Genomic DNA, 25,543 nt, shown 5'->3' with positions numbered 1-25,543 from the left:
CGCCCCGCTCAGGCGATCGAGCGGGCCGTCTCGCCGTCAAACCACTTCATGGCTGCGGCCAGGTCTCCGGGTCTGGCCAGAAGGTAACCTTGCGCCAGCGGCACGCCAAGGTCGGTCAGCACGGCAAGCTCCTCTTCGGTTTCAATGCCTTCGGCGACGATCTGTGCGTCGATTTCACTGGAAAACCGCATCAGGGCCGCAGCCAGAGAGCGGCGCACCAGATCCTTGTCGATATCGCGGGTCAGCGACATATCAAGCTTGATCACATCCGGGTGCAGCTGAATGATATGTTGCAGACCGGAATAGCCCGCGCCGGCATCGTCAATCGCAAGGCGCACGCCGGAAAAGCGAAGGTAGGCAAGCTCGCTCAGCAGGGCGTCGTAGTTGTCGATCTTGGAGTGTTCCGTGACTTCGAGCAGGATACGCTCGCAGGGGTAGGGCGCGAAGACAGCCGGAAGCCGCCCCGAGGCCACGGTGGCGGGCGAGGCGTTCACCGACAGGTAGATATCAGACGGCAGAACCTTCAGAGCCTTCAGCGCAACTTCGATCATCGCGATTTCAAGGTCGGCCTGCATGCCAACCCTTTCGGCGTCATCAAACCAGAGGTTCGGCGGGCGATAGGGATCAGAGCGAAAGCGACAGAGCGCCTCGAACCCCTTGGGGCGACGATCATTGGCGTCCATGATCGGTTGATAGACCATTTCGAACTTGGCCCCGGTCATGATCTCGGTCAGGTCAGAGCGGGTGCTGCGGCTGAGACAGCAGAACATGCCACAGGGCGAGCCGTCTCGGCGGCGGATTGGCACGCTGACGTGTGATTTGATCGGAATCGCGTGGGTCAGCGCCAGCGACTGACAGATGTCTTCGGCGCCGGTGTCGGGGATAAGCTCGGGCAGGCGCCCGGCAAGGATATGGCGGCAATAGACCTGATCCAGCGGGATCGAGCCGCCCACATGGCACATATCCTCGAATCCCGGCGCACTTACGGCGCGAAAGACAAGATCATCGCCAATGAATTCAGACAGATAGGCCACCTCCATGTTCAGGTGGGTGCGCACGAATTCGAGGGCGGTGTTGATCATCACATCGCCGGATTGCCCCGCGACCCCGGTGACCTGAGGGATAAGTTGGGAAATCTGTGGATCGGTTTGCATGGCTGCCCCTTACGCGGAATGGATACCGCTCAAGGGATAGGGGCAAATATCGGACAAACCGTTGACGGCGGCGCAGCGCGCCACCGCCTTTTGCATAAAGTTTTAGGCGATTTGTCTGAAAACCCCGGTCGCGCGCTCAGGCGTCGGGCTTGTCCAGAGGACAGGTGCGCAACCCGAGGATCGTGTAGAGCGGGCAGCTTGACATAAGCCCGGTCACCAGCGGGATGATCCCGATCAGATAGAGCCAGCTATAGGCCCCGTCGCGGTTAAGGGCAAAGCCCGCCAGCAGGGCGAGGCCGACGATGATACGAAGCGCGCGGTCCAACGACCCGACATTTTTCTTAAGCATGACAACACCTTTAATTGATCCGGTCGACATGACCGGCATGTGATAGCCCAAGCATATGCCGTCCGGGCGGTGCCGTCGGTGATAAGGTCACAAAGCCCGCAATTTATCTAAAATTGCGGCTGTCCTTGATCTGCTCCCAGGCCCAGACCACCTGTTGAAGCTGTTCTTCCTGGCTTCGATCGCCACCATTGATGTCCGGATGAAGCACCTTGATCAGCGATTTGTAGGATTTGCGCAGATCGGCCTTGGTCCAGGTATCCTCGGCCTCGAGAATCTCGACGGCGCGACGCTCTGTGGGGGGCAATTTGCGGCTTCCGCCACGTTTCTTGCCGGGATTCTGCGTGGCATTGCCGCCCAGAACCTGATGCGGGTCCTCGATTCCAAGCCGTGCCCAGGCCCGCGTTTCGGGATCGGTAAAGGCGCGGGTTTCACGCTCCCATACCTTGTCTTTTGAGGCCTGCGCGTTGATCTCGGCCTCGGTGGTGCCGTCAAAGAAGTTCCACTTGAGGTTGTACTCGCGCACGTGCTGCTGGCAGAACCAGAGATAATCATCCAGCACATCCGGCGCCTTGGGCGCGCGGAATTTGCCGGCCTCGGTGCAGCCTTCATGCTCGCACACCCGCACCGATGTTTCGGAGGCGCCCGACATGCCGCGTCGGCCACGCGGGTTTTTCTTCTTGGCCGAAGACACGGACATATCGAAACCGAAGGGATCTGACTTGGACATGGGGCTCACCTTTTCGAGTCGGAGACGAGAGTGTATGCCAAAACGCGGCAAATTGAAGGGGGCGCAGCAAAAAAAATCACCTCACCTTTGCGCGATGTTCTTGCGCGGACCGGCGAGGGGTCGAATGCCTAACCCCTTGCTATGAAAAGCAGAACGGTCTTGGGGCGTCTAGGTCTTGTCGTTTTCCGGCGTCTCATCGGCGGGGTCGTGCCTCTGGGCTTTCAGAGGGGGCGTAACAGGCGGGCTCACGGCGCGCGCGGCCTCGGCGCGCAGGCCCTCGACAACCCGTTCCGACGCGGCGATTTCGCGGCGGAAGACCAGCACCGAGCGATAGACCGTATGGCTTGAGGTCAGCCCCTGACGCTCTTCACTCGGCAGGATATCTGCGCGCAGATACTCCCAACCGTCGCGACCCATTTCGTTCAGTACCTCTTCAAACCCAAGGGCAAAGCGGGCCTCGGGCGTTTTGACACCGGCGGCCTTGCGGCCACGGGTCGGGGCGGGGACAACCTTGTATTCGTAAACGGTCATGGAACCTTCCGGGTTTGTCAGAGCGGATCATCCTACGCGACTGACCGCCCGGCGCAAGGGGGCATGCAAAACCCCCGAACCATAAGGCCGGGGGTCATGGAACGTCTGAAATCTAAACTCGCGTTATTTCGGGCCGGGGCCGATGATCATGATCATCTGGCGGCCTTCCATCTTGGGCATGTTTTCAACGCGCCCGATGCCATTGATATCGCCGGCGATCCGTTCCAAAAGCTGGCGGCCCAGATCCTGGTGGGCCATCTCGCGGCCACGAAAGCGCAGGGTGATCTTTACCTTGTCGCCATTTTCAAGAAACTTGACCACGTTGCGCATTTTGACGTCGTAGTCATGCGTGTCGGTGCCGGGGCGAAACTTGACCTCTTTCACCTCGATGATCTTTTGCTTCTTGCGCGCTTCGGCCTCGCGTTTCTGGGTCTCGTATTTGAACTTGCCGAAATCCATGATCTTACAGACCGGCGGATTGGCGTTCGGCGAGATTTCAACCAGATCAAGCCCGGCTTCTGCGGCCATTTCCATTGCCCGGTCCGGTGTGACCACGCCAACATTTTCGCCATCCGCACCAATCAGGCGGATTTCGTCATTGCGGATACGTTCATTGATACGAGGGCCGGTGTCGCGTTGCGGGGGCGCGTTATGAGGTCTGCGGGCTATGGCTTTGTTCCTTCAATCGTTTTGGTTTTGTGGTGAATTCGAAGGTGCAACGTAAACCTGGCCGGGGCAGCTTTCAAGCGCCAAAATAGGCTGATCTGAGCCGATTTAAGGGTTATTCCCCCTTGTACCTTTCCTTTTTGCGCTCCATCTGAGAGCAAGAAGCGAAGGGATGGCGTTATTTGCCGGACCCGCATGTATGAGGGAGGGGTTTATGAAGAACCTTTTATGGATTGTTTTGGCTGCCGTCGTTCTTGGCGGTGGCTATATGCTGTTTACCGGAAAATCGGTGACAGAGGTTGTCGACACGGTCAGCGAGACCGCAAATGAGGTCGAGGCCCCCGAAGCGCTTGAAAATGCAAGCGAAGCGGTTGGCGAAGCCGCAGAGGCCGCCGCCGATACCGCGACCGAGGCCGCCGATGCGGTGGCTGATGCCGCTGCTGAGGCCGTGGATGCCGCGTCAGAGGCCGTCGAAAGCGCCGTTGAGGCTGCAACCGGCGCCGCAGATGGTGCCACCGACACGGCTGCCGAGGCTGTAGACGCTGCGGCCGATACGGCAAGCGAGGCGGCTGATGCCGCGACGGACACCGCCACCGAGGCGGCTGACACCGCCACCGAGGCCGTGACCGACACCGCTCAGGATGGGGTTGACGCCGCGCAGGACGCCACCAAAGAGGCCGTCGAGGCCGCCACTGGCGAAAGCGCGGCTGATGTTGCCGCTGAAACCGGCGATGCGGCGCAAGCCGCTGTCGAGGCCGCGACCGGAACAGCCGAAGCGCCCGAAGCCCTGACCATGGACGGTTTCAACATGGAAAGCGCCAAGAGCCTCATTGAGGGCACCGATCTTGGGGCCATGCAGAAGACCCTTCTGCTGCAAACCATCCAAAAGGCGCAGGACAATCCCGAGTTGCTGAAATCAGCGCTTGAGGCTGCTCGCAGCGCGCTTGGCTACTGATCAGCCGACCGACCTAAGGCTAAGGCACAACACCACCCCGCGCCGGACCTATCCGGCGCGGGTTTTTTTATGTCTGGCGACAGGCCGCGGCCTCGATCAACACTTCTGCGGCGGCTTTGGCGTCAAGCGCCGGGGTGGCATTGCCCAGCATCACCGAGGTCACGATCGCCCCCTCCTTGAGCAGCATCAACTGGCGCGCCAGCGCCGCCGGATCACGGACCCCGGACTCGGTCGCGATTTCCTGAACATATTCAAGCAGCATCCGTTTATGGGTCGCGCATTGGATATGGATCGGGTCCTTTGGATCCTGAAATTCCGACACCGCCTTGATGAACATACAGCCCCGAAACTCGGGCGATGCGATCCATTCGTGGAGCACGTCAAAGGCCGCCAGCAGGCGGGCCTTCGGGGTCACGGCAATCTCTTCCACGCGGCGACAGAACCAGTTGCGAAACCGCTCGTCGCGCAGCCTGAGCACGGCAAGGATCATCTCTTCCTTGGTGCGGAAATGTTTGTACATTGAGGTTTTCGAGATGCCGGTTTGTGCGACAAGCTTGTCCATCCCGGTGGCGTGAAAGCCGTCGCGATAGAACACCTCAAGCGCGTTTCGCACCAGTTCGTCTCGTTTGTTTGGTCGCATGGAGTGCCTTTTTGTGTACTGACTGGTTCACAATATAGGGCAGGGCGCGCGCAGTCTCCAGAAAAATAAAATCTTCTAATTTCAATATGTAATGAGGATATGGCACCTTTTTTATGGATCAAGGGGTCAAAAAATATTTGACAACAGTTACCGATCTGTACATTTAAGAGCAACAAGGTGTACCGATCAGTAATCATTTGAACCCAAGGAGCCAGACATGAGCCGCCCACCGCTTCCACCCTTCACCGAAAGTACCGCCATCCAGAAGGTCCGCGCCGCCGAAGACGGCTGGAACGGTCAAAACCCCAAGGCTGTCGCCCAGGCCTACACCCCCGACAGCCAATGGCGGAACCGAGCCGAGTTTCTGACCGGTCACGCCGAGATCGAGGCCTTCCTCACCCGCAAATGGGCGCGCGAACAGGACTATCGCCTGATCAAGGAACTGTGGAGCTGGACGACCAACCGGATCGCCGTGCGCTTTGCCTATGAATGGCGCGATGCAGCGGGCCAGTGGTTTCGCTCCTACGGCAACGAGAACTGGGAATTCGCCGAGGACGGTCGCATGCGCCGCCGGATTGCCAGCATCAACGACCTTGCGATCACCGAGGCCGAGCGGCTGTTTCACTGGCCCGAGGGGCGGCGCCCCGACGATCACCCCGGCCTGAGCGACCTTGGCCTCTAAGCCCCTGAAAGGAGAATGACATGCCCCGCGCCTTTGCCGAAATCGCCTTTACCCCCAGGGTGCGCGCTGCGCAGGCCCGCCTTGGGTCTGCGGCGGGTTACGAGAAATTCCTGTCTCCGGATGTGAATGGCGGTACGGACCTCGGCCCCGCCGAGGCCGCCTTTATCGAGGCCCGCGACGGGTTTTACCAAGCGAGCGTTTCCGAAACCGGCTGGCCCTATGTTCAGTTTCGCGGCGGCCCCAAGGGGTTTTTGCGGGTGATCGACGCGCGCACCATCGGGTACGCCGATTATCGCGGCAACCGACAGTATGTGAGCCTTGGCAATCTTGCGGGGGATGGCCGTATCTCTCTGATCCTGATGGATTACCCCAACCGCAGGCGGATCAAGATCTGGGGCAGGTCGCGGGTTGTCGAAGGCGAAGCCGCCGCCGAAATCCTCCCGGCCCTGCACGATCCCGATTATGTCGGGCGGCCCGAACGCGCGATCCTGATCACGGTCGAGGCGTTTGACTGGAACTGTCCCGCCCATATTCCGCAGCGCCTCACCGAGGCCGAGCTTGAACCCTATCTCGCGCGACTGCGCGCGCAGATTTCCGACCTCACCACCGAGAATGCGCGGCTGAGCGATCTGCTTGGTGCCGCGTCCTAAGCCCCAAACACAAAGGAGCCAATCCCATGACCCCCTCTTTCAAATATATGCTGCAAAGCGGCACGCTTGTGGTGTCGCTTGCCCTTGGCGCGGCCCTGCCGATGCGGTCTCTTGCGCTTGATCTGGCGTCGCCCGACCATGTGGCGTATCGGAGCACAAGCATCGACGGCATCGACATCGCCTATCGCGAGGCGGGCGATCCGTCGCATCCCACCGTTTTGTTGCTGCACGGCTTTCCGACCTCGTCGCATATGTTTCGCAACCTGATCCCGGAACTTGCGCAGGACTATCACGTGATTGCGCCGGATTATCCGGGCTTTGGCGCCTCTGCGATGCCGCCCGCCGCAGAGTTCGAGTATTCCTTCGCCAATATCGCCGGGATGATGACCGCGCTTTTGGATCAAAAAGGCGTTGAGGGCTACGTGGCCTATGTGATGGATTACGGCGCGCCGGTCGGATACCGCATGTTCGCCGATGACCCAGAGCGCGTGGAGGGTTTCGTGATCCAGAACGGCAATGCCTACGCCGAGGGACTGCGCGAGTTCTGGGATCCGATCAAGGCCTATTGGGCGGCGCCAACGACCGAGAACGGCGATGCTCTGCGTGGCTTCTTCGAGCTTGAGGCGACCAAATGGCAGTTCACCGCAGGCGTTCAGAACCCCGAAAACATCAGCCCCGATAACTATTGGACCGTGCAATACCTTCTGGATCGCCCCGGCAACCAGGAGGTGCAGCTTGAGCTGTTTCTCGATTACGGCACCAATGTCGGCGAATACCCGAAATGGCAGGCGCTGTTTCGCGAGCATCAGCCGCCGGCGCTGTTGATGTGGGGCAAGAACGACCCGATCTTCCCCGAAGAGGGCGCGCATCCCTATAAGGCCGACCTCGACGATCTTGAATTTCATATCCTCGACACCGGCCATTTCGCGCTTGAGGAATTTGGCCCCGAAATGGCTGTCGAGATGATTGAGTTCCTTGATCGGGTTTACAAGTAGACCAGGCAAGAAAACACTCGGGACCGCGCCTTTGAACAGCGCGCGGTCCCTCTGCTAGGGGTTCTGATCAAGGCCCCTGTAATGACGCTCAAGCTCCAAAAGCCGCTGCTTGCGCCAGAGCCCGCCGCCATAGCCGGTCAAAGACCCATCAGCCCCGATGACACGGTGGCAGGGAATGACAAGCGCCAGTTGGTTGGCGCCATTGGCGCGGGCCACGGCGCGGGTGGCCGAGGGGCGGCCGATCTGTTGAGCAATCTGGGAATAGCTTTTGGTGACACCGGGCGGAATGCGCTGAAGCTCGGCCCAGACCGCGCGGGCAAAGGGCGTGCCAGTCAGGGCCAGCGGCGTGGCGAAACTGGCGGATTGGCCGACAAAGAACGCCTCAAGTTCTTCCCTGATCTGCTTGGTCGGGGCATAAGAGCCAAGGCCAAGACGGCCTTTGACCGCCTTTTCAAGGGTTGCGATCTCGGATTTGAGGGCCTTGCGGTCGATGAATTCCAAAAGGTGGAGATGCGTCGCGCTGCTGATCGCGATCATGTCGCCAAGCGGGGTCTTGATCCAATCGGCCATAAGCAAGCCGGTCGTTCCAAGATGGCCCGGCATTTTGCCACCCAGTGGCTCTGGACTTACAACAACGACCGCCCGAACATGGGCATCGGCGGCATCACACCCGCAATGAAACTGAAAATGGCTGCGTAAGTTCTACGATCTCGTCCCGTTAAAAACGGGAGGATTACCAGGCGTGTATTTCAAATCCCGCGATATCTATGGAGAGCGACCAAGATTTTTCGCCGAAAAATCTTGTCCCGCCTGCCGATCAGTCGAGAAAGGCCTTTTCGACAACATATTCCTTGGGCGAGGAATTTGCGCCTTCGCGCAGGCCATAGCCTTCGAGCATTTCCTTGATCTCAAGGTTGAAGGCGAGGTTGCCACAGACCATCGCGCGGTCGGTTTCCGGCGCAAGAGGGGGCACGCCGAGATCGGCAAAGGCCTCGCCCGAACGCATCAGATCGGTGATGCGGCCCATCTTGGGGCTCTGTTCGCGCGTCGTGGTCGGATAATAGCGCAGCTTGTCGGCAAAGCCTTCGCCGATCAATTCGGCAAGCATCTCATCCTGGCGGATATCCTCAATCAGCTTGCGGCCATACTCAAGCTCGCCCACCTCGCGACAGGTATGGGTGATGATGACCTCGTCGTAATCTTCATAGGTCTGCGGATCGCGCAGCAACGAGGCAAAGGGCGCAAAGCCGGTGCCTGTGGCAAAGAACCAGATGCGCTTGCCGGGCAGGAGCGCGTCATGCACCAGCGTGCCCACCGGCTTGGGGCGCAGGATGATTTCGTCTCCGGGCTTAATATGCTGCAACCGGCTTGTCAGCGGGCCGTCCTGAACCTTGATCGAATAGAATTCCAGCTCGTCATCCCAGGACGGCGAGGCAATGGAATAGGCTCGCAAAAGCGGCTTGTCGCGACCGGTCTTTTCGTCCGTGGACATCAGGCCGATCATCACGAATTCGCCCGAGCGAAAGCGCAAAGAGGCGGGGCGTGCCACGCGGAAGGAAAACAGCCGGTCGGTCCAATGGGTGACCTCGGTCACTTTCTGCGCATCGGGCAGGGTGGGCGTCTTGGCCGTCTTTACGGGTGCATCGGTCACTTGGGTCATCTCATTCATAGCTTCTTTTGCCAGTCACATAGACCGGCCCCTCTGCATAAACATTGATCTGGGTCAGGGAAAGGGCGCAGGACGTTTAGCCGCGCAGGCGGGCCTGATAATCATGCGCTTGCCAGTTGGCGCGAAAGATCCACTGCTCCTCGGGCTGGCGTTTGGCCAGGGCCTCCGAGATTTCGACCTCGTCAAAGCCCGAGCGGCGCGCCATCGCGTATTGATCGGCGATCACATGACCCCGCGCACGCAACCGCCCGCCATAGCCCATAAGCCGCAATTGCCGCGCGATGGAAAAGCCGCGGCCATCGGCGGAACTTGGAAAATCGACGCGGATCATCGTCACGCCGCCCAAGCGGTCGCCAAGCTCGGCGGGGTTGGTGTCAACCGCCAGATCAAGCGCCGTCGTGGCGCTTTCGGCCTCGGCAAGCGGGGTGATCGGGGCGTTGAAATCTTCGGGCGCAAAGCCCGTGTCGCTAACGATGACGGTCATGCGGTCACTCCTTTTCGCACCATTTTGCCATTTTCAAAATGGATGCCACATTCGGTTTTACTCTGATCGCGCCAGCGGCCCGATCTTGGGTCTTCGCCGGGCGCCACGGGGGTGGTGCAAGGCATGCAGCCGATCGAGGGATAGCCCTTGGCGACAAGCGGATGCCGGGGCAGGCGGTTCTCATCCATGTAGGTTTGCATGTCCTCGGGGGTCCAATGGGCCAACGGGTTGACCTTGATCCGTCCTGTGCCCTCTTCCACTTCGAAGAAATCAAGCGCCGCGCGGGTGCCTGATTGATAGCGTTTGCGCCCGGTGATCCAGCCGTCAAACCCAATCAGGGCGCTTTGCAATGGCGCCGCCTTGCGCAGGGCGCAACAGGCATCGGTGTCGCGCTGATGCAGGGTGTTGTCGGGGTCCTCGGCGGCCATCTCACCGGGGGCAGCGCGGATGATACGCAGATCGCGCAGGGCAAGCCGCTCGGCCAGCTCCTGCTGATAGACAAGCGTCTCGGTGAACAGCATCTCGGTGTCGATGAAGATCACCGGCGTCGCGGCCCGCGTCACCGACACCATGTGCAAAAGCACTACCGATTCCGCGCCAAAGCTTGACACGAGCGCCAGTTTTCCGGCCTCGGGGTCGCGCAGCGCGTGCTCGATCACCGATATCGCCGAATGATGACGATAGCGGTGATTGAGGGCGCTCACCCGGTTTGCAAGGTTACTCTGCGGCATAGGCCCGCGCCTCGGCGTCATAAAGCGCGGATTTGAACGGGGCCATGCCGACGCGGTTATAGACCTCAAGGAATGTCTCTTCCTCGCCTTCGCGCAGGTCAAGATAGGCGAAAATCAGACGCTCGACGGCGGGCACGATCTCGTCGTATGCAAAACCGGGGCCGGTGCGGCTTCCGATGGCGGTGGTCTCAGAGGCATCGCCGCCAAGGGTGATCTGATAGTTTTCGACCCCTGCGCGATCAAGGCCAAGAATGCCGATATGACCCACGTGATGATGCCCGCAGGCGTTGATGCAGCCCGAAATCTTGATCTGCAAATGCCCGACCTCATGCTCGATCTTGAGCTCTTCAAGCCGCGTGGCAATGCCTTGGGCCACGGGGATCGAGCGCGCGGTTGCAAGCGCGCAATAATCCATGCCGGGGCAGGCGATGATATCCGAGGCAAGGCCAATATTGCCGGTGGCCAGCCCAAGCGTTTTCAGAGCGGCATGCACCGCCGGGATATCGGCGAGCGGCACATGCGGCAGAACAAGGTTCTGGGCATGGGTGGCGCGGATATCGCCGTGACCGTAGGTCTCGCCAAGATCGGCGACAAGGCGCATCTGATCGCCCGAGGCATCGCCCGGCGTCGCGCCATGGGCCTTGAGGCTGATGGTGACGATGCCATAGCCCGGCGTGCGGTGCGCGGTCACATTGGTGTCGCTCCAGGCGCGAAACACCGGATCGGCGTCGCGGGCGGCAAAATAGGGCGCCGGATCGGTATTTTTGAACGCAGGCGCGGCAAAGGCGGCGGTGATCTCGGCCAATAGCGCCTGATCCTCGCCGCCAAAGACGGCGCGGCGGCGAGGGAATTCATCCTCGACCTGGGCGCGGATTTCATCAAGCCCGTTTTCATGCACCGTGATCTTGATGCGTGCCTTGTACTTGTTGTCGCGCCGCCCGATCCGATTGTACGTCGCAAGGATCGCCTCGAGATAGGGCAGGAGGTCTGCGCGCGGCAGGAAATCGCGCAAGCGCTTGGCCACCATCGGGGTGCGCCCCATGCCGCCGCCAATCCAGACCTCGAAACCGCGCACGCCGTCGCGTTCGACAATGCGCAGGCCGACATCGTGGCTTTTCATCACGGCGCGGTCGGTGTCGCTTGCGATCACGGCAATCTTGAACTTGCGCGGCAGGAACTGAAACTCGGGGTGGTCGGTCGACCATTGCCGGATCAATTCGGCCACCGGGCGCGGGTCTTCGATCTCATCCGCGGCGGCGCCGGCAAAGTGATCCGAGGTCACGTTGCGGATGGTGTTGCCGCTGGTCTGGATCGCGTGCATTTCGACCTCGGCCAGGGCATCAAGCATCTCCGGCACATCGCGCAGTTGCGGCCAGTTGTACTGAATATTGGTGCGGGTGGTGAAATGGCCATAGCCCTTGTCAAACCGCTCGGCCAGATAGGCCAGCTGCCGCAGTTTTGCCGGGTCGAGCGAGCCATAGGGGATTGCCACGCGCAGCATATAGGCGTGCAGTTGCAGATAAAGACCGTTCATCAGGCGCAGCGGCTTGAATTCATCCTCGGTCAGGCTTCCGTCGATGCGGCGCTCGACCTGAGCGCGAAACTGGCGGTTGCGTTCCGCCACAAAAGAGGCATCGAAGTCATTGTAATAATACATGTTTTTGCTTCCTTGTCTTGAGGGGTCCCGGTTTAAACCCAGGACAGTCCTTCGGACTGCTTGCCATGAAAAAGGTTCGAGGGGCCCTTGCGGCGGAAATCCTCGCGGAAATGCGTCGGCTCGGGGCCGTCCTCGCCGGGGGCCACATCGGCGAGATAAACGCCAACGGTCAGATGCGGTTGGGCCTGTGCCTGCAACAGCCGCAGATCGGCGTCGGCCTCATCGGTGAGAACCTCTGCCTCGCCGAGGTGACGGGTCCAGCCGTTAGTGGCGGTGAAATAGATGACATCGCCTTCGATCAGGGCGTTTGCGGTGATAACCTTGGGGGTGAAGTCGCGGGACATGTCAGGCAAGCTCCTGTTGCTGAATTTGGGCAAGGCTGGCCTGCGTTTCGCGCGGGCTGAGGCCATAAAACATAAGGGCGGGGCCGGTGAAATCTGCCTTGGTCAGGGCGCTCGGTAAGGCATCGAGCGTGGTCGCAAGGATGCGCTGATCGGGGCGGCTGGCGTTCTCGATGACGGTGATCGGCGTGGTGCGATCCGCGCCCTGCATGATCAATCTGCCTTGGATGAAACGCGCCGATTTCTTGCCCATATAGATCGCCGCCACCTCGCCGACCCGCGCCAGAGCGCGCCAGTCCTGATCGGCAAAGCCCTTCATGTCATGGCCGGTCAAAAGCCGCGCCGAGGCATTGCGCCCGCGTTTCGTCAGGCTTTGACCGATGGCCGCGACACTGGCCGAGGCGGCGGTGATACCGGGCACCACATGCCAGCCGATCCCGGCTTCGCTCACGGCGTCGATTTCCTCGTCAAGGCGGCCAAAGATGGTGGGGTCACCGCCCTTGAGGCGGACGACCTGCGCGCCGGTTTTGGCGTGGGTCACGATAAGCGCATTGATGTCGTCCTGGCTCATCGAAGGGCCAAAGCCCTCTTTGCCCGCGTCGATCAGCACGGCTTCACGGCGCGCCAGTTCAAGGATTTCGGGTGTCACAAGCCGGTCGTGGATCACCACGTCGGCCGCGTCCAGCGCCTTGCGCGCCTTTAGCGTCAATAGCTCGGGATCGCCAGGACCGGCCCCGACAAAGGCCACGTGACCTTCGCGTTCGGGTTTGATTTCATGTTTATCCAGAAGGGCTTGGAGGGTGATCTTGATCTCATCCTCACCGCCCTGTTCAAGCGCGCGGGGGCCAGAGGTGAAATAGTAGTCGGCCCAGAAATCGCGCCGCCGCCGCCCCATCGGCAGGATTTCGACCGCGCGGCGGAACGCCTTGCCAAGGCGGGCCAGCGTGCCGAGGCTAGCGGGCAGGCGCTCTTCCAGATCGGCCTTGATGGCGCGGGCCAGAACCGGCGCGGCGCCTTCGGTGCCAATGGCCACGGTGACCGGATCACGATCAACGATGGCGGGGGTGATGAACTGGCTATCCCCCAGATTATCCACGATATTGACCAAGGCCCCATCGGCGCTTGCGATGGCGGCGGTGCGGGCATCCTCGACCCTGTCCTCATCGGCGGCATAAAACAGCTTGGCGCAGAGGGTATCGCCCGGCTCCATCGCGCGGCGCACAAGGCGCAGGCGACCCGCAGCGGCCCAATCTTCGATCTCTGGCGCGGGTGTGGGGGCAAAAACCGTGAGGTGGGCCTCGGTCTTGAGGAGCAGGCGCAGCTTGGCCAAGGCAGCATCGCCGCCGCCCGAAAGGACGATGCGGCGGCCCTCTACGGCCAGAAAGATCGGGAAATGCTTCATCGCGGGCACCCTCGGATTGGTTTGACTTCGCCCCCATTATAGGAAATATTCCCGCATATGCGCTAGATACCGGCGTCGATAAGAACATTCGTTTCTTCTTGCGATAGCTTTGGGTGGGATGTTCCAACGTTGAAGGAAAATTGGAATGGCTGTTCGTCTGGACGAACTGGATCGAAAAATCCTTGTGCAGCTGCAAGAGGACGGGGGGCAGTCGCTTGACGATATTGCCAAGAATGTCGGCAGTTCCAAGACCCCCGTCTGGAACCGGATTCGCAAGATGCGCGAGGCTGGGGTCATCAAGCAGCAGACCTATCTGCTTGATGCCGAGTCATTGGGATTCGAGGCCTGTTTCTTCGTGCTGATCCGCACATCAGAGCATGACGCGACCTGGCAAAAAGCGTTTCTCAAGGCGTTGAATGACCGCCCCGAAGTGCAGGAAGCGCACCGTCTGGCCGGGGATATCGACTATATCCTCAAGGTGCGGGTCGCCAATGCGCGCGCCTATGATGTGTTCTATCAGGCACTGATTTCAGAGGTGAAAGTGCATAATGTCACGGCGCTTTTGTCGATGGAAGAGATCAAGTCGACCACCATGTTGCCGCTTTAACTCAGGCTTCCAGTGCTCTGATAATAGGCGAGAAATCTTCGGATTTCAGGCTTGCGCCGCCGACAAGGGCGCCATCGACATTCGAGGTGGCGAAAATCTCCGCGGCATTCTCGGGCTTGACCGACCCGCCGTAAAGCAGGCGAAAATCCTCTGCCGCTTGCACGCCAAAGCGCTCGCTCAGGCGGCTGCGGATGAAATCATGCACCTCGCCAATCTGGGCGAGGCTCGGGGTCAGACCTGTGCCAATGGCCCAGATCGGCTCGTATGCGATGACGGTATTGGCGCCCGTGGTGCCATCGGGAAGCGAAGCAGCCAGTTGCTCGGCGATGACGTCAAGGGTTTGGGCGCCTTCGCGCTGCGCCAGCGATTCACCAAGGCAGACCACCGCGATCAGCCCCGCAGCATGGGCGGCGACGGCCTTTTGGGCGACCAAATCACTGGTTTCATTGTGGTTTTCACGCCGCTCCGAGTGGCCAAGGATCACGGCCCCGGCGCCGGTATCGGCCAACATGGGCGCCGAGATATCGCCAGTATGCGCGCCGGACGCGGCCGCGTGGCAATCCTGTGCGCCGATCATGATGGGACTGTTCGCGCAAAGACCGGCGGCCTGCGCGATCAAGGTCGCAGGAGGGCAGATCAGGATATCGACAGAGGGTGCGCAATGGAGAGATACAAGCGCCTGCACCTCGGCAAGGCTGCTGGCGGTGCCATTCATCTTCCAGTTGCCCGCGGCGAGTTTGCGTCTCATGATCATGCCCTCTTGAAATTGGTTAGCCTTGTCGTCCGACACCCGCAAAAATGCAAGTGTCGGGGACGGTTGTCCGACATATTTGAGAGCAGGAGCGGATTACATATCCGCGAATTTGATCGATTCACCGCAGCCGCAGGCCTCGGTCACATTGGGGTTTTTGAACTTGAACCCGGATTCCAGCAGCGACACCTCGTAGTCAATCTGGGTGCCGAACAGGAACATTTGTGCCATGGGCGCGATCATCACACGCGCGCCGTCGGTTTCGACGACTTCGTCGTTGGGGTCGACCTCGGTCACATATTCCATTGTGTATTCCATGCCCGCACAGCCGCCTTTTTTCACGCCAATGCGCAGACCCTGATGGCCATCACGGCCCATCAGTTTCGCGATTTGTGCGGCGGCGGCCGGGGTGATGGTCACGGCCTGTTTTCCGGGGATGCCAAACATCAGGTTTGCCTTCCAGTCGGTTGCATTGATTACATAAAGCCCAGTTCAAGGCGGGCTTCGTCGCTCATCATGTCCATGCCCCAGGGCGGCTCCCAGACAAGGGCGACATCAACATGCTTGATGCCTGCCAAAGGCTCGATCGCCTCGGCGACCCAACCGGGCATTTCGCCGGCCACAGGACAGCCGGGGGCGGTCAGGGTCATGGTGATGTTGACCGCGTTTTCGCCATCAATATCAATCGTGTAGATCAGGCCAAGATCATAGATATTCACCGGAATTTCCGGGTCATAGACCGAGCGGCAGGCCTCGACCACCTGATCATAAAGCGGGTGATCGGTGCTGGAGGGCGCGATCAGCGGGGCGCCTTCAAGGGGTTCGGGGCTATTGTTCATCATCGTGTCCTGCGGGTTATCCTGACCAAACATATAGGGTTTATAGCGGGCTTCGTCCAGAGGCGCGCGCCACGCTGTTCACTCTTCGGCGGTTTTGCTGGATTTTCGGCGGCGCACGGGCGCGGGGCGCACGCGGGATTCGATCAGATCATAGAGCGCGCCGACGATATCCTTGCCAGTCGAGCCCTCGATCCCCTCAAAGCCCGGCGAAGAGTTGACCTCAAGCACCTTTGGCCCGGCCTCTGAGCGCAAGAGGTCGACACCAGCCATGTTGAGATCAAACACTTTCGCCGCGCGGATCGCCGTGTCGCGCTCAATCTTGGTGATGCGCACCGCCTTGGCAGAGCCGCCGCGATGCAGGTTGGAGCGGAAATCGCCCTCGGCGCCGGTGCGCTTCATCGCGCCCACGACCTTGCCGCCGATCACCAGACAGCGGATATCTTCGCCCGCCGCCTCCTTGACAAAATCCTGTACCAGGAAGTTGGCCTTGAGACCGCGAAAGGCGTCGATCACGGATTCGGCGGCCTTTTTGGTTTCGGCCAGAACGACGCCCTTGCCCTGGGTCGATTCCAGCAGTTTGACGATAAGCGGTGCGGTGCCGACAAGGCCCATCAGGTTAGAGGTGTCATGCGGCGAGGCGGCGAATGCGGTGTTGGGCATGCCGATCTTGGCGCGCGCCATAAGTTGATGGGCATAAAGCTTGTCACGGCTCGAGGTGATGCCGGCGCTTGAATTCACGCAATAGGTGCCGATGGTTTCAAACTGGCGGATGATGGCGGTGCCATAGGGCGTGATCGACGCGCCGATGCGCGGCACAACGGCATCAAACCGGGGCAGACGCTTGCCGTCGTAATGCACCTCGGGAGCCATCGCGTTGATCGCCATGTAACAGCGGGTGGTGTTGATCACCTCGACGGTATGACCGCGCGCCTCGCCTTCGCTGACAAGGCGGCGGGTCGAGTAATTGTCTTCGCGGCTGAGAACGGCGATGCGCAGGGCGCGCTTGGGCTGTTCGTTGCGCATGCGGGCGGTGTGATAGACGTCATAGCTAAGCTCGGGTTGCAGGAACCGGTCGGTGGCGACGATCGAGATATGATCCTTGAGCGCCTGACGCCCCAAGAGCATGCGGCTTGCCATGGTCGAGCGGTTGGTCAGGGTGATCTCGATCGGCCAGCTGTCGTCGCCCACGGTAAGGTTGGACGAGATCACATAGCGTAACTCGCGCTCGCCGTTTGACGAGGTCACATCGCGCCGGTCGATGATCGTGGCCGAACAGGGGATCACAAGGTCGTCGCGCCCCGGAATCGGGTGCACGGTGAACCGCACCTTGGGCTTTGACGCCGGGCCAAAGGTCTCGATATCAAAGGCATGCAGCGCCGAGGTGCGCGCGCCGGTATCGACCTTGGCCTTGAGGGCGGGCACGCCCAGTTCGGGCAGGGCAACCCATTCTTCCCACCCGAATTGCAGCGGCTGCGGAGTTTCGGGAGTGGTCATGAAGGGGGCCTCCTTGGCAAGGTCATGGCGCGCGATGTGCGGAATGTTACGCCTTTGGGCGCTCAGTCACATCACGGATGGCGGGGGAATTCAAGCGTGGCCTTCGGGGCGGCCTAGTCGTTGATGTCGGTCTCGACCCTGCGGACGTTGCCGCCCGGCGCGCGGAAAAACCGGCGCAGGACGAGCCATGCAATCAGCGAAAGCACCGCGAAAATCGCCAGCAGTGCCGCAAAGCCCGGTGTGAGCGGGGTCAAAAGCAAAAGCCCGACAAGCGCCGCGCCGATGGAAAAGCCGAGAAAGATGAACCCCGGTGCAAGCACCTCAAAGATGCCAAGCGCAAGGGCGGCGGCAAGCCAGACCCACCAGAGCGACCAGAGTGCCACCCCGCCCAGCATTATGCCTTGCCTTTCAGCATCTTGAAGGCGTCGCCAAAGGCGTCAAGCGCGTTGGCGGGCACGAGGATGGTGGATGATGACGGGCTTGCGCCAAGCGCATTGAGCGCCTCGACCTGTTTCAGGGCGACCTGATATTGCGCGGCCTCGACGCCGTTTTCGGCGATGGCCTTGGCGACGACGCTTGTGGCATAGGCCTCGGCGTCGGCGGCGATACGGCGGGCCTTGGCGATCTGTTCGGCGGCGTAAAGCTCGGCGTCGGCGTTAAGTTCGACGGCGCGTTTGGCGCCTTCGGCCTCGGTTACCTGCGCGCGGCGGGCGCGCTCGGCGTTAAGCTGTTGCATCATCGCGTCGCGGGTGGCCTGATCAAGGTTCACGTCAAGGATTTCGGCGCGTGTCACCTCGATGCCCCAGTCGTCGACGGCGCTTTCGACCAGCTGTTTGATGGTAGAGATCATTTCGTTGCGGTTCGATTGCACCTCGTCGAGATCCATCTTGCCGATTTCGGCGGGCACAATGCCGGCCACGGTGGTGGCGATGGCGGCATCGACGTCGCGAATCCGGTAAACCGTCTTTTCAGGCTCGGTAATGCGGTAAAACACCGAGGTATCGACGCGCACAAGCACATTGTCCTTGGTGATCGCATCCTGACCGGCGGTCGGCAATTGGCGTTCAAGGATCGAGATGCGATGCGCGGCCTTGTCCAGAAACGGCACGATCATGTTGATGCCGGGTTTAAGGACGGCATGCAGGCGGCCAAAGCGCTCGATCACGTATTGCTCGGACTGCGGAACGATCTTGACGCTGCGCAGCACGGTGATGATGACCAGCGCGGCCAGCAGGATATAAAGCAGGTTGGACGACAGCAGGTCGATGATTTGGTCTTCTAACATTCAGCACCTCAAAATTTCACGCGACCCGCCGCTTGCGGCCCTTTTTGTAGATGTGCCGCTTTTGGCCGTTTTACAAGCTGGGGTAAATCGCTTTAAGGGGGGGTAAAAGTAGATAGGGGTCAAATTATGACAGCGCGGATCAGTTTCGAGATGCAGGCCAGTGACGGGCTTGCGCGCACCGGGGTGATTTCCACGCCGCGCGGCGAGATCCGCACGCCGGCCTTCATGCCGGTGGGCACGGCGGCGACCGTCAAGGCGATGATGCCCGAAAGCGTGCGCGCGACGGGGGCCGATATCCTCTTGGGCAATACCTATCACCTCATGCTGCGCCCCGGCGCCGAGCGGATTGACCGGCTTGGCGGGTTGCACAAGTTCATGAACTGGGATCGCCCGATCCTGACCGATAGCGGCGGCTTTCAGGTGATGAGCCTTGCCGGGCTGCGCAAGCTCACCGAAAAGGGTGTGACCTTCAAAAGCCATATCGACGGCTCAAAGCACGAATTGACGCCCGAACGCTCGATGGAGATCCAAAAGCTGTTGGGCAGCGATATCGTCATGTGTTTTGACGAATGCCCGGCGCTTCCGGCCACGGATAAGGCCGTCGCCGAAAGCATGCGCTTGTCGATGCGGTGGGCCGAGCGGTCGAAAGAGGCCTTTGGGGATCGCCCCGGTCATGCGCTCTTCGGGATCATGCAGGGCGGCGTCACGCCCGAGCTGCGCGAGGAAAGCGCCGAGGCGCTCAAGGCCATCGGCTTTGACGGCTATGCGGTTGGCGGCTTGGCCGTTGGCGAGGGGCAAGAGGCGATGTTCGGCGTGCTCGATTACGCGCCGGGGTTCCTGCCCGAGGACAAGCCGCGTTACCTTATGGGAGTGGGCAAGCCCGATGATATCGTCGGCGCGGTCAAGCGCGGCATCGACATGATGGATTGCGTATTGCCGTCCCGTTCGGGGCGCACCGGCCAGGTATTTACCCGCCGCGGTGTGCTTAACATCAAGAACGCGCGCCATCAGGATGATCCGCGCCCGATTGACGAGGCCTGTAGCTGTCCGGCGTGCAGCCACTATTCGCGCGCTTACCTGCATCATGTGTTCCGCAGCCAGGAAATCATCAGCTCGATGCTGCTGACCTGGCACAACCTGCATTACTTTCAGGATATCATGGCAGGCATGCGCGAGGCGATTGCGCAGGGCACGTTTGCCCAGTGGGAAGCCGGGTTTCACGCCGGGCGCGCCGAGGGTGATATCGAACTGCTCTGAATGCCTAGCTGCACAGCATCTGGCTGCCCTGAATCGAGCGGTCCTTGTGCCCTGAAAGCCGCGCACGCAGGCTTGCCAATGTGTCGCGGAAATCGTTGTGGAGGTAAAAGAACAGCCGCTTGCCAAAGGAGAGGTCCAGAAATTGCTGGGTATAGGTGACACGGCTTTGGGTCTCGTCCAGAGGGGTGATCTTGACCTCGATGCGTTGACGGGGGTCTTCACACCCGGGCAGGGGGCGGACCTCATAGAGGAAATGATCGGGCGCGCGGGCTTCTTTGATGTGCAGCTCAAAGAATGCATCCTTGGCCGCGTGATGACGCGGCAGGCGCATCAGCATATCCGCGTCGCTGCCGTCCGGGGCGGGCGGAAAGCTGGCGCCGGGCCAGAAAAAGCTCTCGCTATGGGCGGTGTCTGGATAAAGCTTGCGCCAGATCTCTTCGGGCGTGCCGGGCACGGTGAGGGTGGCGCTATGCGCTTTCATGTTGCGCCGCCACAGATTGGCCAGCCACGGCCCGTAAAGCGAGCGTTCAACCACCAGAAAGGCTGCGCCAAGCAGGATGCAATAGCTCCAGCCGGGCAGGCCGAACCCGGTGATGACGGGGCGCACAAGCGGGTCGATCAGGCAAAGCACGAGGATCGTGATCAGCCAGAGTTCGATCAGCGGCAGCAATCCCGGCAACAACAGGCTGAGCACCACGATCGGAATCCCGATGATCAGGATAAGCACGATCCCCCATGTCAGCGTGCCGATGATCGGGCGGGACATCTCTGCGGGCCAGTCCACGGTGCCCGAGAGCACGGCCAACCCCATAAAGAGCGAGACAAACAGGCCGCCGAACAGAAACCGCCGATATTGGCGGGCGATGCGTGCAAACATGAAACCGGGCCTCAAAGACGGTAAATACCACGACAGTCTGCGGCGTGTTTTGGGCGCTTTATGGGCGGCTTGGGGTTAAATCATTGGCATTTTGTCACGATCACCCTGTCAAGCGGTCGGATCTGTGCATTTCTGCAAGGCGTGCTGTGGACTGGGGGACAGGGACTGCCCCTTGGGGCCGGGGCGCGTCGTGCCTAGGTATGATCCAAGGCCGGGGGCATACAGACATGCATCCCGGCGCAATACGGATCAAACGCAGGAGCGTCCCCATGACAGACAAGCTATTTTCCTTCGCCAAAGCAGGCAGCCTTGAGCTGGCCAACCGGATCGTGATGGCCCCGCTGACACGCAACCGCGCCGATGATGGCACCGGCGAAGTGTCCGACATGCATGTGGAGTATTACCGTCAGCGCGCCGGTGCCGGGCTTATCATCACCGAGGCCGCGCAAATCTCGGCCGAGGGCAAGGGCTATGTCGCGACGCCCGGCATTCACACGCCTGCTCAGGTTTCCGCCTGGAAGAAGGTGACCGATGCGGTGCATGAAGAGGGGGGCAAGATCGTGATCCAGCTTTGGCATGTGGGCCGGATCAGCCATGTGTCGCTGCAACCAAACGGTCAGCCGCCGGTTGCGCCCTCTGCCATTGGCGCCGAGGCGCCGACCTTTACCAAGGAAGGCCCCGCCACAACATCGGAGCCGCGCGCGCTTGAGTTGGATGAGATGCCGCGCATCCTCGCCGATTACGTGCATGCCGCCAAATGCGCCAAAGAGGCGGGTTTTGACGGGATCGAGCTTCACGCGGCCAATGGCTATCTGCTGGATGAATTCCTCAAGGATGGCACCAACACGCGGACGGATGCCTATGGCGGCTCGGTCGAGAACCGCGCGCGGCTGTTGTTCGAGGTGCTTGATGCGCTGACGGAAGTCTGGCCCGCCGATAAGATCGGCCTGCGCCTCTCGCCGTTCTCGGCGGCCAACAATGCCGAAGACAGCGACCCGGATACGACGTTCGGTTATGTGGTCGAGCGGCTGAACGCCTATCCGCTGGCCTATCTGCACCTTGTCGAGGGTCAGACCGGTGGCAAGCGTGAGGGCGGCTTTGATGCGCTGCGCGCGCTCTGGAAAGGGGTTTACATGGCCAACAACGGCTATGACCGCGATCTTGCCATGGCGCGGGTTGATGCGGGCAAGGTCGATCTGGTGGCCTTTGGGCGGCCCTATATCGCCAATCCCGATCTGGCCGAGCGGCTGCGCGTCAATGCGCCGCTCAACGAGGGCGATGGCGATACCTATTATGGCGGCGGACGTGAGGGCTATACCGATTACCCAAGCCTTGAGGCCGCCTAGGGCGGGCTCTGCCTGGGATAACACCGCTTTCATGCCGCGCCTGACCCTCGGGCGCGGCATTTGCTATAAAACCTGCCTATTGTGCCCTTGCCCCCGCGGGCCGGGACGGGCATTCTGGGGAGCGCGTGTTGAAATCGGGGTCGATGTGCCCCAAATTAACATCAGTGAAACGGAGAAGGCCGAGGTTGCTGCATAGTCAGGGCCAGTGCCTTTTTGCCAAGAACAGGAAATGATGATGCAAGAGCCATTGAACGCCTCTTACCCGGTGCTGCCGTTGCGCGATATTGTGGTTTTCCCGCATATGATCGTGCCGCTTTTTGTCGGGCGTGAAAAATCTGTCCGCGCGCTGGAAGAGGTGATGCAGGACGACAAACAAATCCTTCTGAGCAGTCAGATTGACCCGGGCATTGATGACCCGGACGAGGCCGGTATTTACCGTGCCGGTGTGCTGGCCAACGTGTTGCAACTGCTGAAGCTGCCCGATGGCACCGTCAAGGTGCTGGTTGAGGGTGTGGCGCGGGTGCGGATCACCGAATACCTTGAGAATGATGATTTCTTCGAGGCGCGCGCCGAGTATCTCACCGAGATGCCGGGCGATGCCACCACCATCGAGGCGCTGTTGCGCACGGTGGGCGATGAATTCGCGCGCTATGCCAAGGTCAAAAAGAACATCCCCGACGAGGCGCTCGCCGCCGTCACCGACTCTGAAGAGCCCGCAAAGCTTGCCGATCTGGTGGCCGGGCATCTTGGTATCGAGGTCGACAAAAAGCAGGACCTGCTTGAAACGCTGAGCGTGAGCGAGCGTCTTGAAAAGGTCTATGGCCTGATGCAGGGCGAAATGAGTGTCTTGCAGGTCGAGAAAAAGATCAAGACCCGCGTCAAGAGCCAGATGGAGCGCACACAGCGCGAATATTATCTGAATGAGCAGATGAAGGCCATTCAGAAGGAACTTGGCGATGGCGAAGAGGGCGAAGGCGAAGTGGCCGAGCTTGAGGCGAAGATCGCCGAGACCAAGCTGAGCAAAGAGGCGCGCGAAAAGGCGGATGCCGAACTCAAGAAGCTCAAGAACATGAGCCCGATGAGCGCCGAGGCAACCGTTGTGCGCAACTATCTCGACTGGATGCTGTCGATCCCGTGGGGCGTGAAGAGCCGGGTCAAGAAAGACCTGAGCCGCGCGCAGAGCGTTTTGGACAAGGACCACTATGGTCTGGACAAGGTGAAGGAACGGATCGTCGAGTATCTTGCCGTGCAACAGCGCAGCAAAAAGCTCAAGGGGCCGATTATGTGCCTTGTCGGCCCGCCGGGTGTGGGCAAGACCAGCCTTGGCAAATCGGTGGCCCGCGCCACCGGGCGCGAATTCATCCGCATTTCGCTTGGCGGCGTGCGTGACGAGAGCGAAATTCGCGGTCACCGGCGCACTTATATCGGCTCGATGCCGGGCAAGATCATTCAGGCGCTGAAAAAGGCCAAGACCACCAATCCGCTTATCCTTTTGGATGAGATCGACAAGATGGGGCAGGATTTCCGCGGAGATCCGGCGAGCGCCATGCTTGAGGTGCTCGATCCCGAGCAGAACAGCAGCTTTGTCGATCACTATCTTGAGGTCGAATATGACCTGTCGGACGTGATGTTCCTGACCACGGCGAACTCCTACAACATGCCGGGGCCGCTTCTGGACCGGATGGAGATCATTCCGCTGGCGGGCTACACCGAGGATGAAAAGCGCGAGATCGCCAAGCAGCACCTGATCGACAAGCAGGTCAAGAACAACGGCCTTCGCAAGGGCGAGTTCGAGCTGAGCGATGATGCGCTGACCGATATGGTGCGCTATTACACCCGCGAGGCCGGTGTGCGGAACCTTGAGCGCGAGATCGCCAAGGTGGCGCGCAAAGCCGTGACCCGGATCATCAAGGGCGAGGACAAGCAGATCAGGGTGACCTCTGAGAACCTCAGCGATTTCCTTGGGGTCAGAAAGTACAAATACGGTCTGGCCGAGGAAAGCGATCAGGTCGGTGTTGTCACCGGGCTTGCCTATACCTCTGTGGGTGGTGAGCTTTTGAACATCGAGGCGCTGCGCCTGCCGGGTAAGGGCCGGATGAAAACCACCGGCACGCTTGGCGACGTGATGAAGGAATCGATTGATGCGGCGTCAAGCTATGTCCGCTCGATTGCACCCGAAATCGGGGTCAAGCCGCCCAAGTTCGAAAAGTGGGATATCCACGTGCACGTGCCCGAAGGCGCGACGCCGAAAGATGGCCCAAGCGCTGGGCTTGCGATGGTGACCTCGATCGTTTCGGTGCTGACCGGTATTCCGGTGCGCAAGGATATCGCCATGACCGGCGAGGTCACGCTGCGCGGCAATGCGCTGCCCATCGGCGGGCTGAAGGAAAAGCTTCTGGCGGCGCTGCGTGGTGGCATCAAGACCGTGCTGATCCCGCGCGAGAACGAAAAGGACCTGGTCGAGATCCCTGACAATGTCAAACAGGGTCTGGATATCATTCCGGTCGATCACGTGCGTGACGTTCTCAAGCTGGCCCTGGTGCGCGCACCAGAGCCGGTCGAATGGGACGAGGCCGCCGAAGAGGCCGCCGCAGCCGAGGCCGCGATCAAGCGGGGCGGCGAGGGCACAGGTGCCACCGCGCACTAGGCGGGGTCGTTCAGGAAAATGAGGTGCGGCGCAGGGGAGGCCCTGCGCCGCATTTCGTTTGGCAAGGCCACCCTGAAACATGCGACATCATTCCGTTAGCATGTTGCTCAAAAGTGGGAACCGGTTTTGAGATTTTCGAACTTGCGACATCATTCCGTTAGAGGGTGTCGCGTGATTTTTGAGCGAACGTGACAGTCTCTAGTCGATTAGGCGCGGGGCGACGTCGATCTGCCCGTAATCCACCATCAGGAAACCGGATCTGTGGCGGCTGACGGCACCGGGGCGCAGACGCTGCACGTCCTGGGCCATGGCGCCTTGGATAAGCTCGGCGTGGCCCTTGTAGCGGAATTGGTAAATCCCAAAGCCATCGGGCGAGGTGCCCACCCGTTTGATGTCGGTTTTCAGGCGTTCGTCACTCATCATTGCCGGGTAGGTCCCTGCGCTGCTGCCGCCTGAGAAAACGAGTGCTGTGATAAAGACGATGGCCATGATGATCAGAACGACCACCTCGGGACCCGCGCTTCCGACAGAGCCCTGCGAGGAAACGGTTGCCGCGCTGCGGACCTGTTTGGCGCTGACACGCGCCTTTTCCGCCGCCTGCGCCATGCCTGTCAGCACAAGCGTTGAGGCAAAAAATGTCGAGATAAGTAGTTTTTTCATGGTATTCCCCCAGAAAAAATCCATTGGCGGAAAAAATACAAAATCTGTCACGATTGGTCGAAAAAAACAAAACCGCCCACGGATGGGTTTGAAAATAACATAAGATGGGCAAATTTGGAAGTTTTTGAAAAGGGCTGCGCGAAAACG

At 60.4% G+C, this 25,543-nt stretch carries 28 protein-coding genes and 1 pseudogene; 8 read left to right on the top strand and 21 right to left on the bottom strand.

All coding sequences use genetic code 11. The annotated features are described in order from the left end of the window. Positions 1-8 precede the first annotated feature (8 nt). The 5 genes from ROG8370_RS09735 to infC form a co-directional block, all read right to left on the bottom strand. Entirely contained in the window at positions 9-1,154 is a 1,146-nt protein-coding gene (locus ROG8370_RS09735; protein WP_139838098.1) for an EAL domain-containing protein, read from the bottom strand. A 136-nt stretch (positions 1,155-1,290) separates the two neighbouring features. Continuing rightward, the gene (locus tag ROG8370_RS09730; RefSeq protein WP_085826919.1) at positions 1,291-1,503 is read right to left on the bottom strand and encodes a YgaP family membrane protein; all 213 of its coding nucleotides are present in this window, start codon (positions 1,501-1,503) and stop codon (positions 1,291-1,293) included. 103 nt (positions 1,504-1,606) lie between these two features. Further along, the gene (locus tag ROG8370_RS09725; protein ID WP_085826887.1) at positions 1,607-2,230 is read right to left on the bottom strand and encodes a J domain-containing protein; all 624 of its coding nucleotides are present in this window, start codon (positions 2,228-2,230) and stop codon (positions 1,607-1,609) included. A gap of 168 nt (positions 2,231-2,398) precedes the next feature. Continuing rightward, on the bottom strand, positions 2,399-2,761 hold the full coding sequence (locus ROG8370_RS09720) for a DUF4177 domain-containing protein (RefSeq protein ID WP_085826886.1): 363 nt from the start codon (positions 2,759-2,761) through the stop codon (positions 2,399-2,401). Between the two features lie 123 nt (positions 2,762-2,884). After that, on the bottom strand, positions 2,885-3,343 hold the full coding sequence (gene infC / locus ROG8370_RS09715) for a translation initiation factor IF-3 (RefSeq protein WP_245827304.1): 459 nt from the start codon (positions 3,341-3,343) through the stop codon (positions 2,885-2,887). A 298-nt stretch (positions 3,344-3,641) separates the two neighbouring features. Here infC and ROG8370_RS09710 point away from each other — a divergent pair, with 298 nt between their 5' ends. After that, positions 3,642-4,382, top strand: coding sequence for a translation initiation factor 3 (locus ROG8370_RS09710; RefSeq protein WP_085826884.1), 741 nt, complete (start codon positions 3,642-3,644; stop codon positions 4,380-4,382). 67 nt (positions 4,383-4,449) lie between these two features. Here the strand turns inward: ROG8370_RS09710 and ROG8370_RS09705 are convergent, their stop codons facing one another. Further along, positions 4,450-5,022: a TetR/AcrR family transcriptional regulator gene (locus ROG8370_RS09705; RefSeq protein ID WP_085826883.1), complete on the bottom strand. Its 573-nt coding sequence runs from the start codon at positions 5,020-5,022 to the stop codon at positions 4,450-4,452. 217 nt (positions 5,023-5,239) lie between these two features. Here ROG8370_RS09705 and ROG8370_RS09700 point away from each other — a divergent pair, with 217 nt between their 5' ends. Genes ROG8370_RS09700 through ROG8370_RS09690 form a run of 3 tightly spaced genes read left to right on the top strand, consistent with a single transcriptional unit; the run spans position 5,240 to position 7,349 of the window. After that, the gene (locus tag ROG8370_RS09700) at positions 5,240-5,704 is read left to right on the top strand and encodes a nuclear transport factor 2 family protein (protein WP_085826882.1); all 465 of its coding nucleotides are present in this window, start codon (positions 5,240-5,242) and stop codon (positions 5,702-5,704) included. A gap of 20 nt (positions 5,705-5,724) precedes the next feature. After that, positions 5,725-6,354: a pyridoxamine 5'-phosphate oxidase family protein gene (locus tag ROG8370_RS09695; protein ID WP_085826881.1), complete on the top strand. Its 630-nt coding sequence runs from the start codon at positions 5,725-5,727 to the stop codon at positions 6,352-6,354. A gap of 26 nt (positions 6,355-6,380) precedes the next feature. Next, entirely contained in the window at positions 6,381-7,349 is a 969-nt protein-coding gene (locus ROG8370_RS09690) for an alpha/beta fold hydrolase (protein ID WP_139838097.1), read from the top strand. 54 nt (positions 7,350-7,403) lie between these two features. Here ROG8370_RS09690 and ROG8370_RS09685 read toward each other — a convergent pair. The 7 genes and pseudogenes from ROG8370_RS09685 to cysG form a co-directional block, all read right to left on the bottom strand. Next, positions 7,404-7,958 (bottom strand): annotated as a pseudogene (locus ROG8370_RS09685) (methylated-DNA--[protein]-cysteine S-methyltransferase); the annotation flags it as partial. Between the two features lie 208 nt (positions 7,959-8,166). After that, positions 8,167-9,018 (bottom strand): ferredoxin--NADP reductase, encoded by an 852-nt coding sequence (locus tag ROG8370_RS09680; RefSeq protein ID WP_085826879.1) that lies wholly within the window; start codon positions 9,016-9,018, stop codon positions 8,167-8,169. 76 nt (positions 9,019-9,094) lie between these two features. Continuing rightward, positions 9,095-9,502: a DUF934 domain-containing protein gene (locus ROG8370_RS09675; RefSeq protein ID WP_085826878.1), complete on the bottom strand. Its 408-nt coding sequence runs from the start codon at positions 9,500-9,502 to the stop codon at positions 9,095-9,097. Next, the gene (locus ROG8370_RS09670; protein WP_085826877.1) at positions 9,499-10,233 is read right to left on the bottom strand and encodes a phosphoadenylyl-sulfate reductase; all 735 of its coding nucleotides are present in this window, start codon (positions 10,231-10,233) and stop codon (positions 9,499-9,501) included. Before ROG8370_RS09670 ends, ROG8370_RS09675 begins: the two co-directional genes overlap by 4 nt. Beyond that, a complete protein-coding gene (locus ROG8370_RS09665) occupies positions 10,220-11,890 on the bottom strand; it encodes a nitrite/sulfite reductase (protein ID WP_085826876.1) in 1,671 nt (556 codons plus the stop codon). Before ROG8370_RS09665 ends, ROG8370_RS09670 begins: the two co-directional genes overlap by 14 nt. Positions 11,891-11,922: 32 nt before the next feature. After that, positions 11,923-12,234: a DUF2849 domain-containing protein gene (locus tag ROG8370_RS09660; protein ID WP_085826875.1), complete on the bottom strand. Its 312-nt coding sequence runs from the start codon at positions 12,232-12,234 to the stop codon at positions 11,923-11,925. Position 12,235: 1 nt separating this feature from the next. Further along, on the bottom strand, positions 12,236-13,633 hold the full coding sequence (gene cysG, locus ROG8370_RS09655; RefSeq protein ID WP_085826874.1) for a siroheme synthase CysG: 1,398 nt from the start codon (positions 13,631-13,633) through the stop codon (positions 12,236-12,238). A 145-nt stretch (positions 13,634-13,778) separates the two neighbouring features. Here cysG and ROG8370_RS09650 point away from each other — a divergent pair, with 145 nt between their 5' ends. Next, positions 13,779-14,240, top strand: a complete 462-nt coding sequence (locus ROG8370_RS09650) for an Lrp/AsnC family transcriptional regulator (RefSeq protein WP_085826873.1) — start codon at positions 13,779-13,781, stop codon at positions 14,238-14,240. A 1-nt stretch (position 14,241) separates the two neighbouring features. Here ROG8370_RS09650 and tpiA read toward each other — a convergent pair whose 3' ends face one another. From tpiA to ROG8370_RS09620, 6 genes are all read right to left on the bottom strand, one after another. Beyond that, positions 14,242-14,988: a triose-phosphate isomerase gene (gene tpiA, locus ROG8370_RS09645; RefSeq protein ID WP_085826917.1), complete on the bottom strand. Its 747-nt coding sequence runs from the start codon at positions 14,986-14,988 to the stop codon at positions 14,242-14,244. 99 nt (positions 14,989-15,087) lie between these two features. Then, positions 15,088-15,438: a HesB/IscA family protein gene (locus tag ROG8370_RS09640; RefSeq protein ID WP_085826872.1), complete on the bottom strand. Its 351-nt coding sequence runs from the start codon at positions 15,436-15,438 to the stop codon at positions 15,088-15,090. Positions 15,439-15,467: 29 nt separating this feature from the next. Then, positions 15,468-15,830, bottom strand: a complete 363-nt coding sequence (locus ROG8370_RS09635; RefSeq protein ID WP_085826916.1) for an SUF system Fe-S cluster assembly protein — start codon at positions 15,828-15,830, stop codon at positions 15,468-15,470. A 78-nt stretch (positions 15,831-15,908) separates the two neighbouring features. Further along, a complete protein-coding gene (gene rimK / locus ROG8370_RS09630; protein ID WP_085826871.1) occupies positions 15,909-17,324 on the bottom strand; it encodes a 30S ribosomal protein S6--L-glutamate ligase in 1,416 nt (471 codons plus the stop codon). Positions 17,325-17,437: 113 nt separating this feature from the next. Beyond that, positions 17,438-17,719: an NfeD family protein gene (locus tag ROG8370_RS09625; protein ID WP_170925215.1), complete on the bottom strand. Its 282-nt coding sequence runs from the start codon at positions 17,717-17,719 to the stop codon at positions 17,438-17,440. Further along, positions 17,719-18,609: an SPFH domain-containing protein gene (locus ROG8370_RS09620; RefSeq protein ID WP_085826870.1), complete on the bottom strand. Its 891-nt coding sequence runs from the start codon at positions 18,607-18,609 to the stop codon at positions 17,719-17,721. Before ROG8370_RS09620 ends, ROG8370_RS09625 begins: the two co-directional genes overlap by 1 nt. 126 nt (positions 18,610-18,735) lie before the next feature. On the opposite strand from ROG8370_RS09620, the gene tgt reads away from it, so the two are divergent. Beyond that, complete coding sequence (gene tgt / locus ROG8370_RS09615) at positions 18,736-19,866, top strand: tRNA guanosine(34) transglycosylase Tgt (protein ID WP_085826869.1); 1,131 nt, start codon at positions 18,736-18,738, stop codon at positions 19,864-19,866. A gap of 4 nt (positions 19,867-19,870) precedes the next feature. Here tgt and ROG8370_RS09610 read toward each other — a convergent pair whose 3' ends face one another. Beyond that, positions 19,871-20,743 carry a hypothetical protein gene (locus ROG8370_RS09610; RefSeq protein ID WP_085826868.1) on the bottom strand — a complete coding sequence of 291 codons (873 nt, stop codon included), beginning with the start codon at positions 20,741-20,743 and terminating at the stop codon, positions 19,871-19,873. Positions 20,744-21,012: 269 nt separating this feature from the next. Between ROG8370_RS09610 and ROG8370_RS09605 the strand changes: the two genes are divergently transcribed. Beyond that, a complete protein-coding gene (locus ROG8370_RS09605) occupies positions 21,013-22,089 on the top strand; it encodes an alkene reductase (RefSeq protein ID WP_085826867.1) in 1,077 nt (358 codons plus the stop codon). 235 nt (positions 22,090-22,324) lie between these two features. After that, positions 22,325-24,736 (top strand): endopeptidase La, encoded by a 2,412-nt coding sequence (gene lon / locus ROG8370_RS09600; protein WP_085826914.1) that lies wholly within the window; start codon positions 22,325-22,327, stop codon positions 24,734-24,736. A 198-nt stretch (positions 24,737-24,934) separates the two neighbouring features. Here the strand turns inward: lon and ROG8370_RS09595 are convergent, their stop codons facing one another. Further along, positions 24,935-25,396 carry a tail fiber domain-containing protein gene (locus ROG8370_RS09595; protein WP_139838096.1) on the bottom strand — a complete coding sequence of 154 codons (462 nt, stop codon included), beginning with the start codon at positions 25,394-25,396 and terminating at the stop codon, positions 24,935-24,937. Positions 25,397-25,543 lie beyond the last annotated feature (147 nt).

The organism is Roseovarius gaetbuli (assembly GCF_900172365.1).
GTDB classification, from domain to species: Bacteria; Pseudomonadota; Alphaproteobacteria; order Rhodobacterales; family Rhodobacteraceae; genus Roseovarius; species Roseovarius gaetbuli.
Note: the sequence above shows the minus strand (reverse complement) of the source record. Positions and strands in the feature narration are given on the sequence as shown.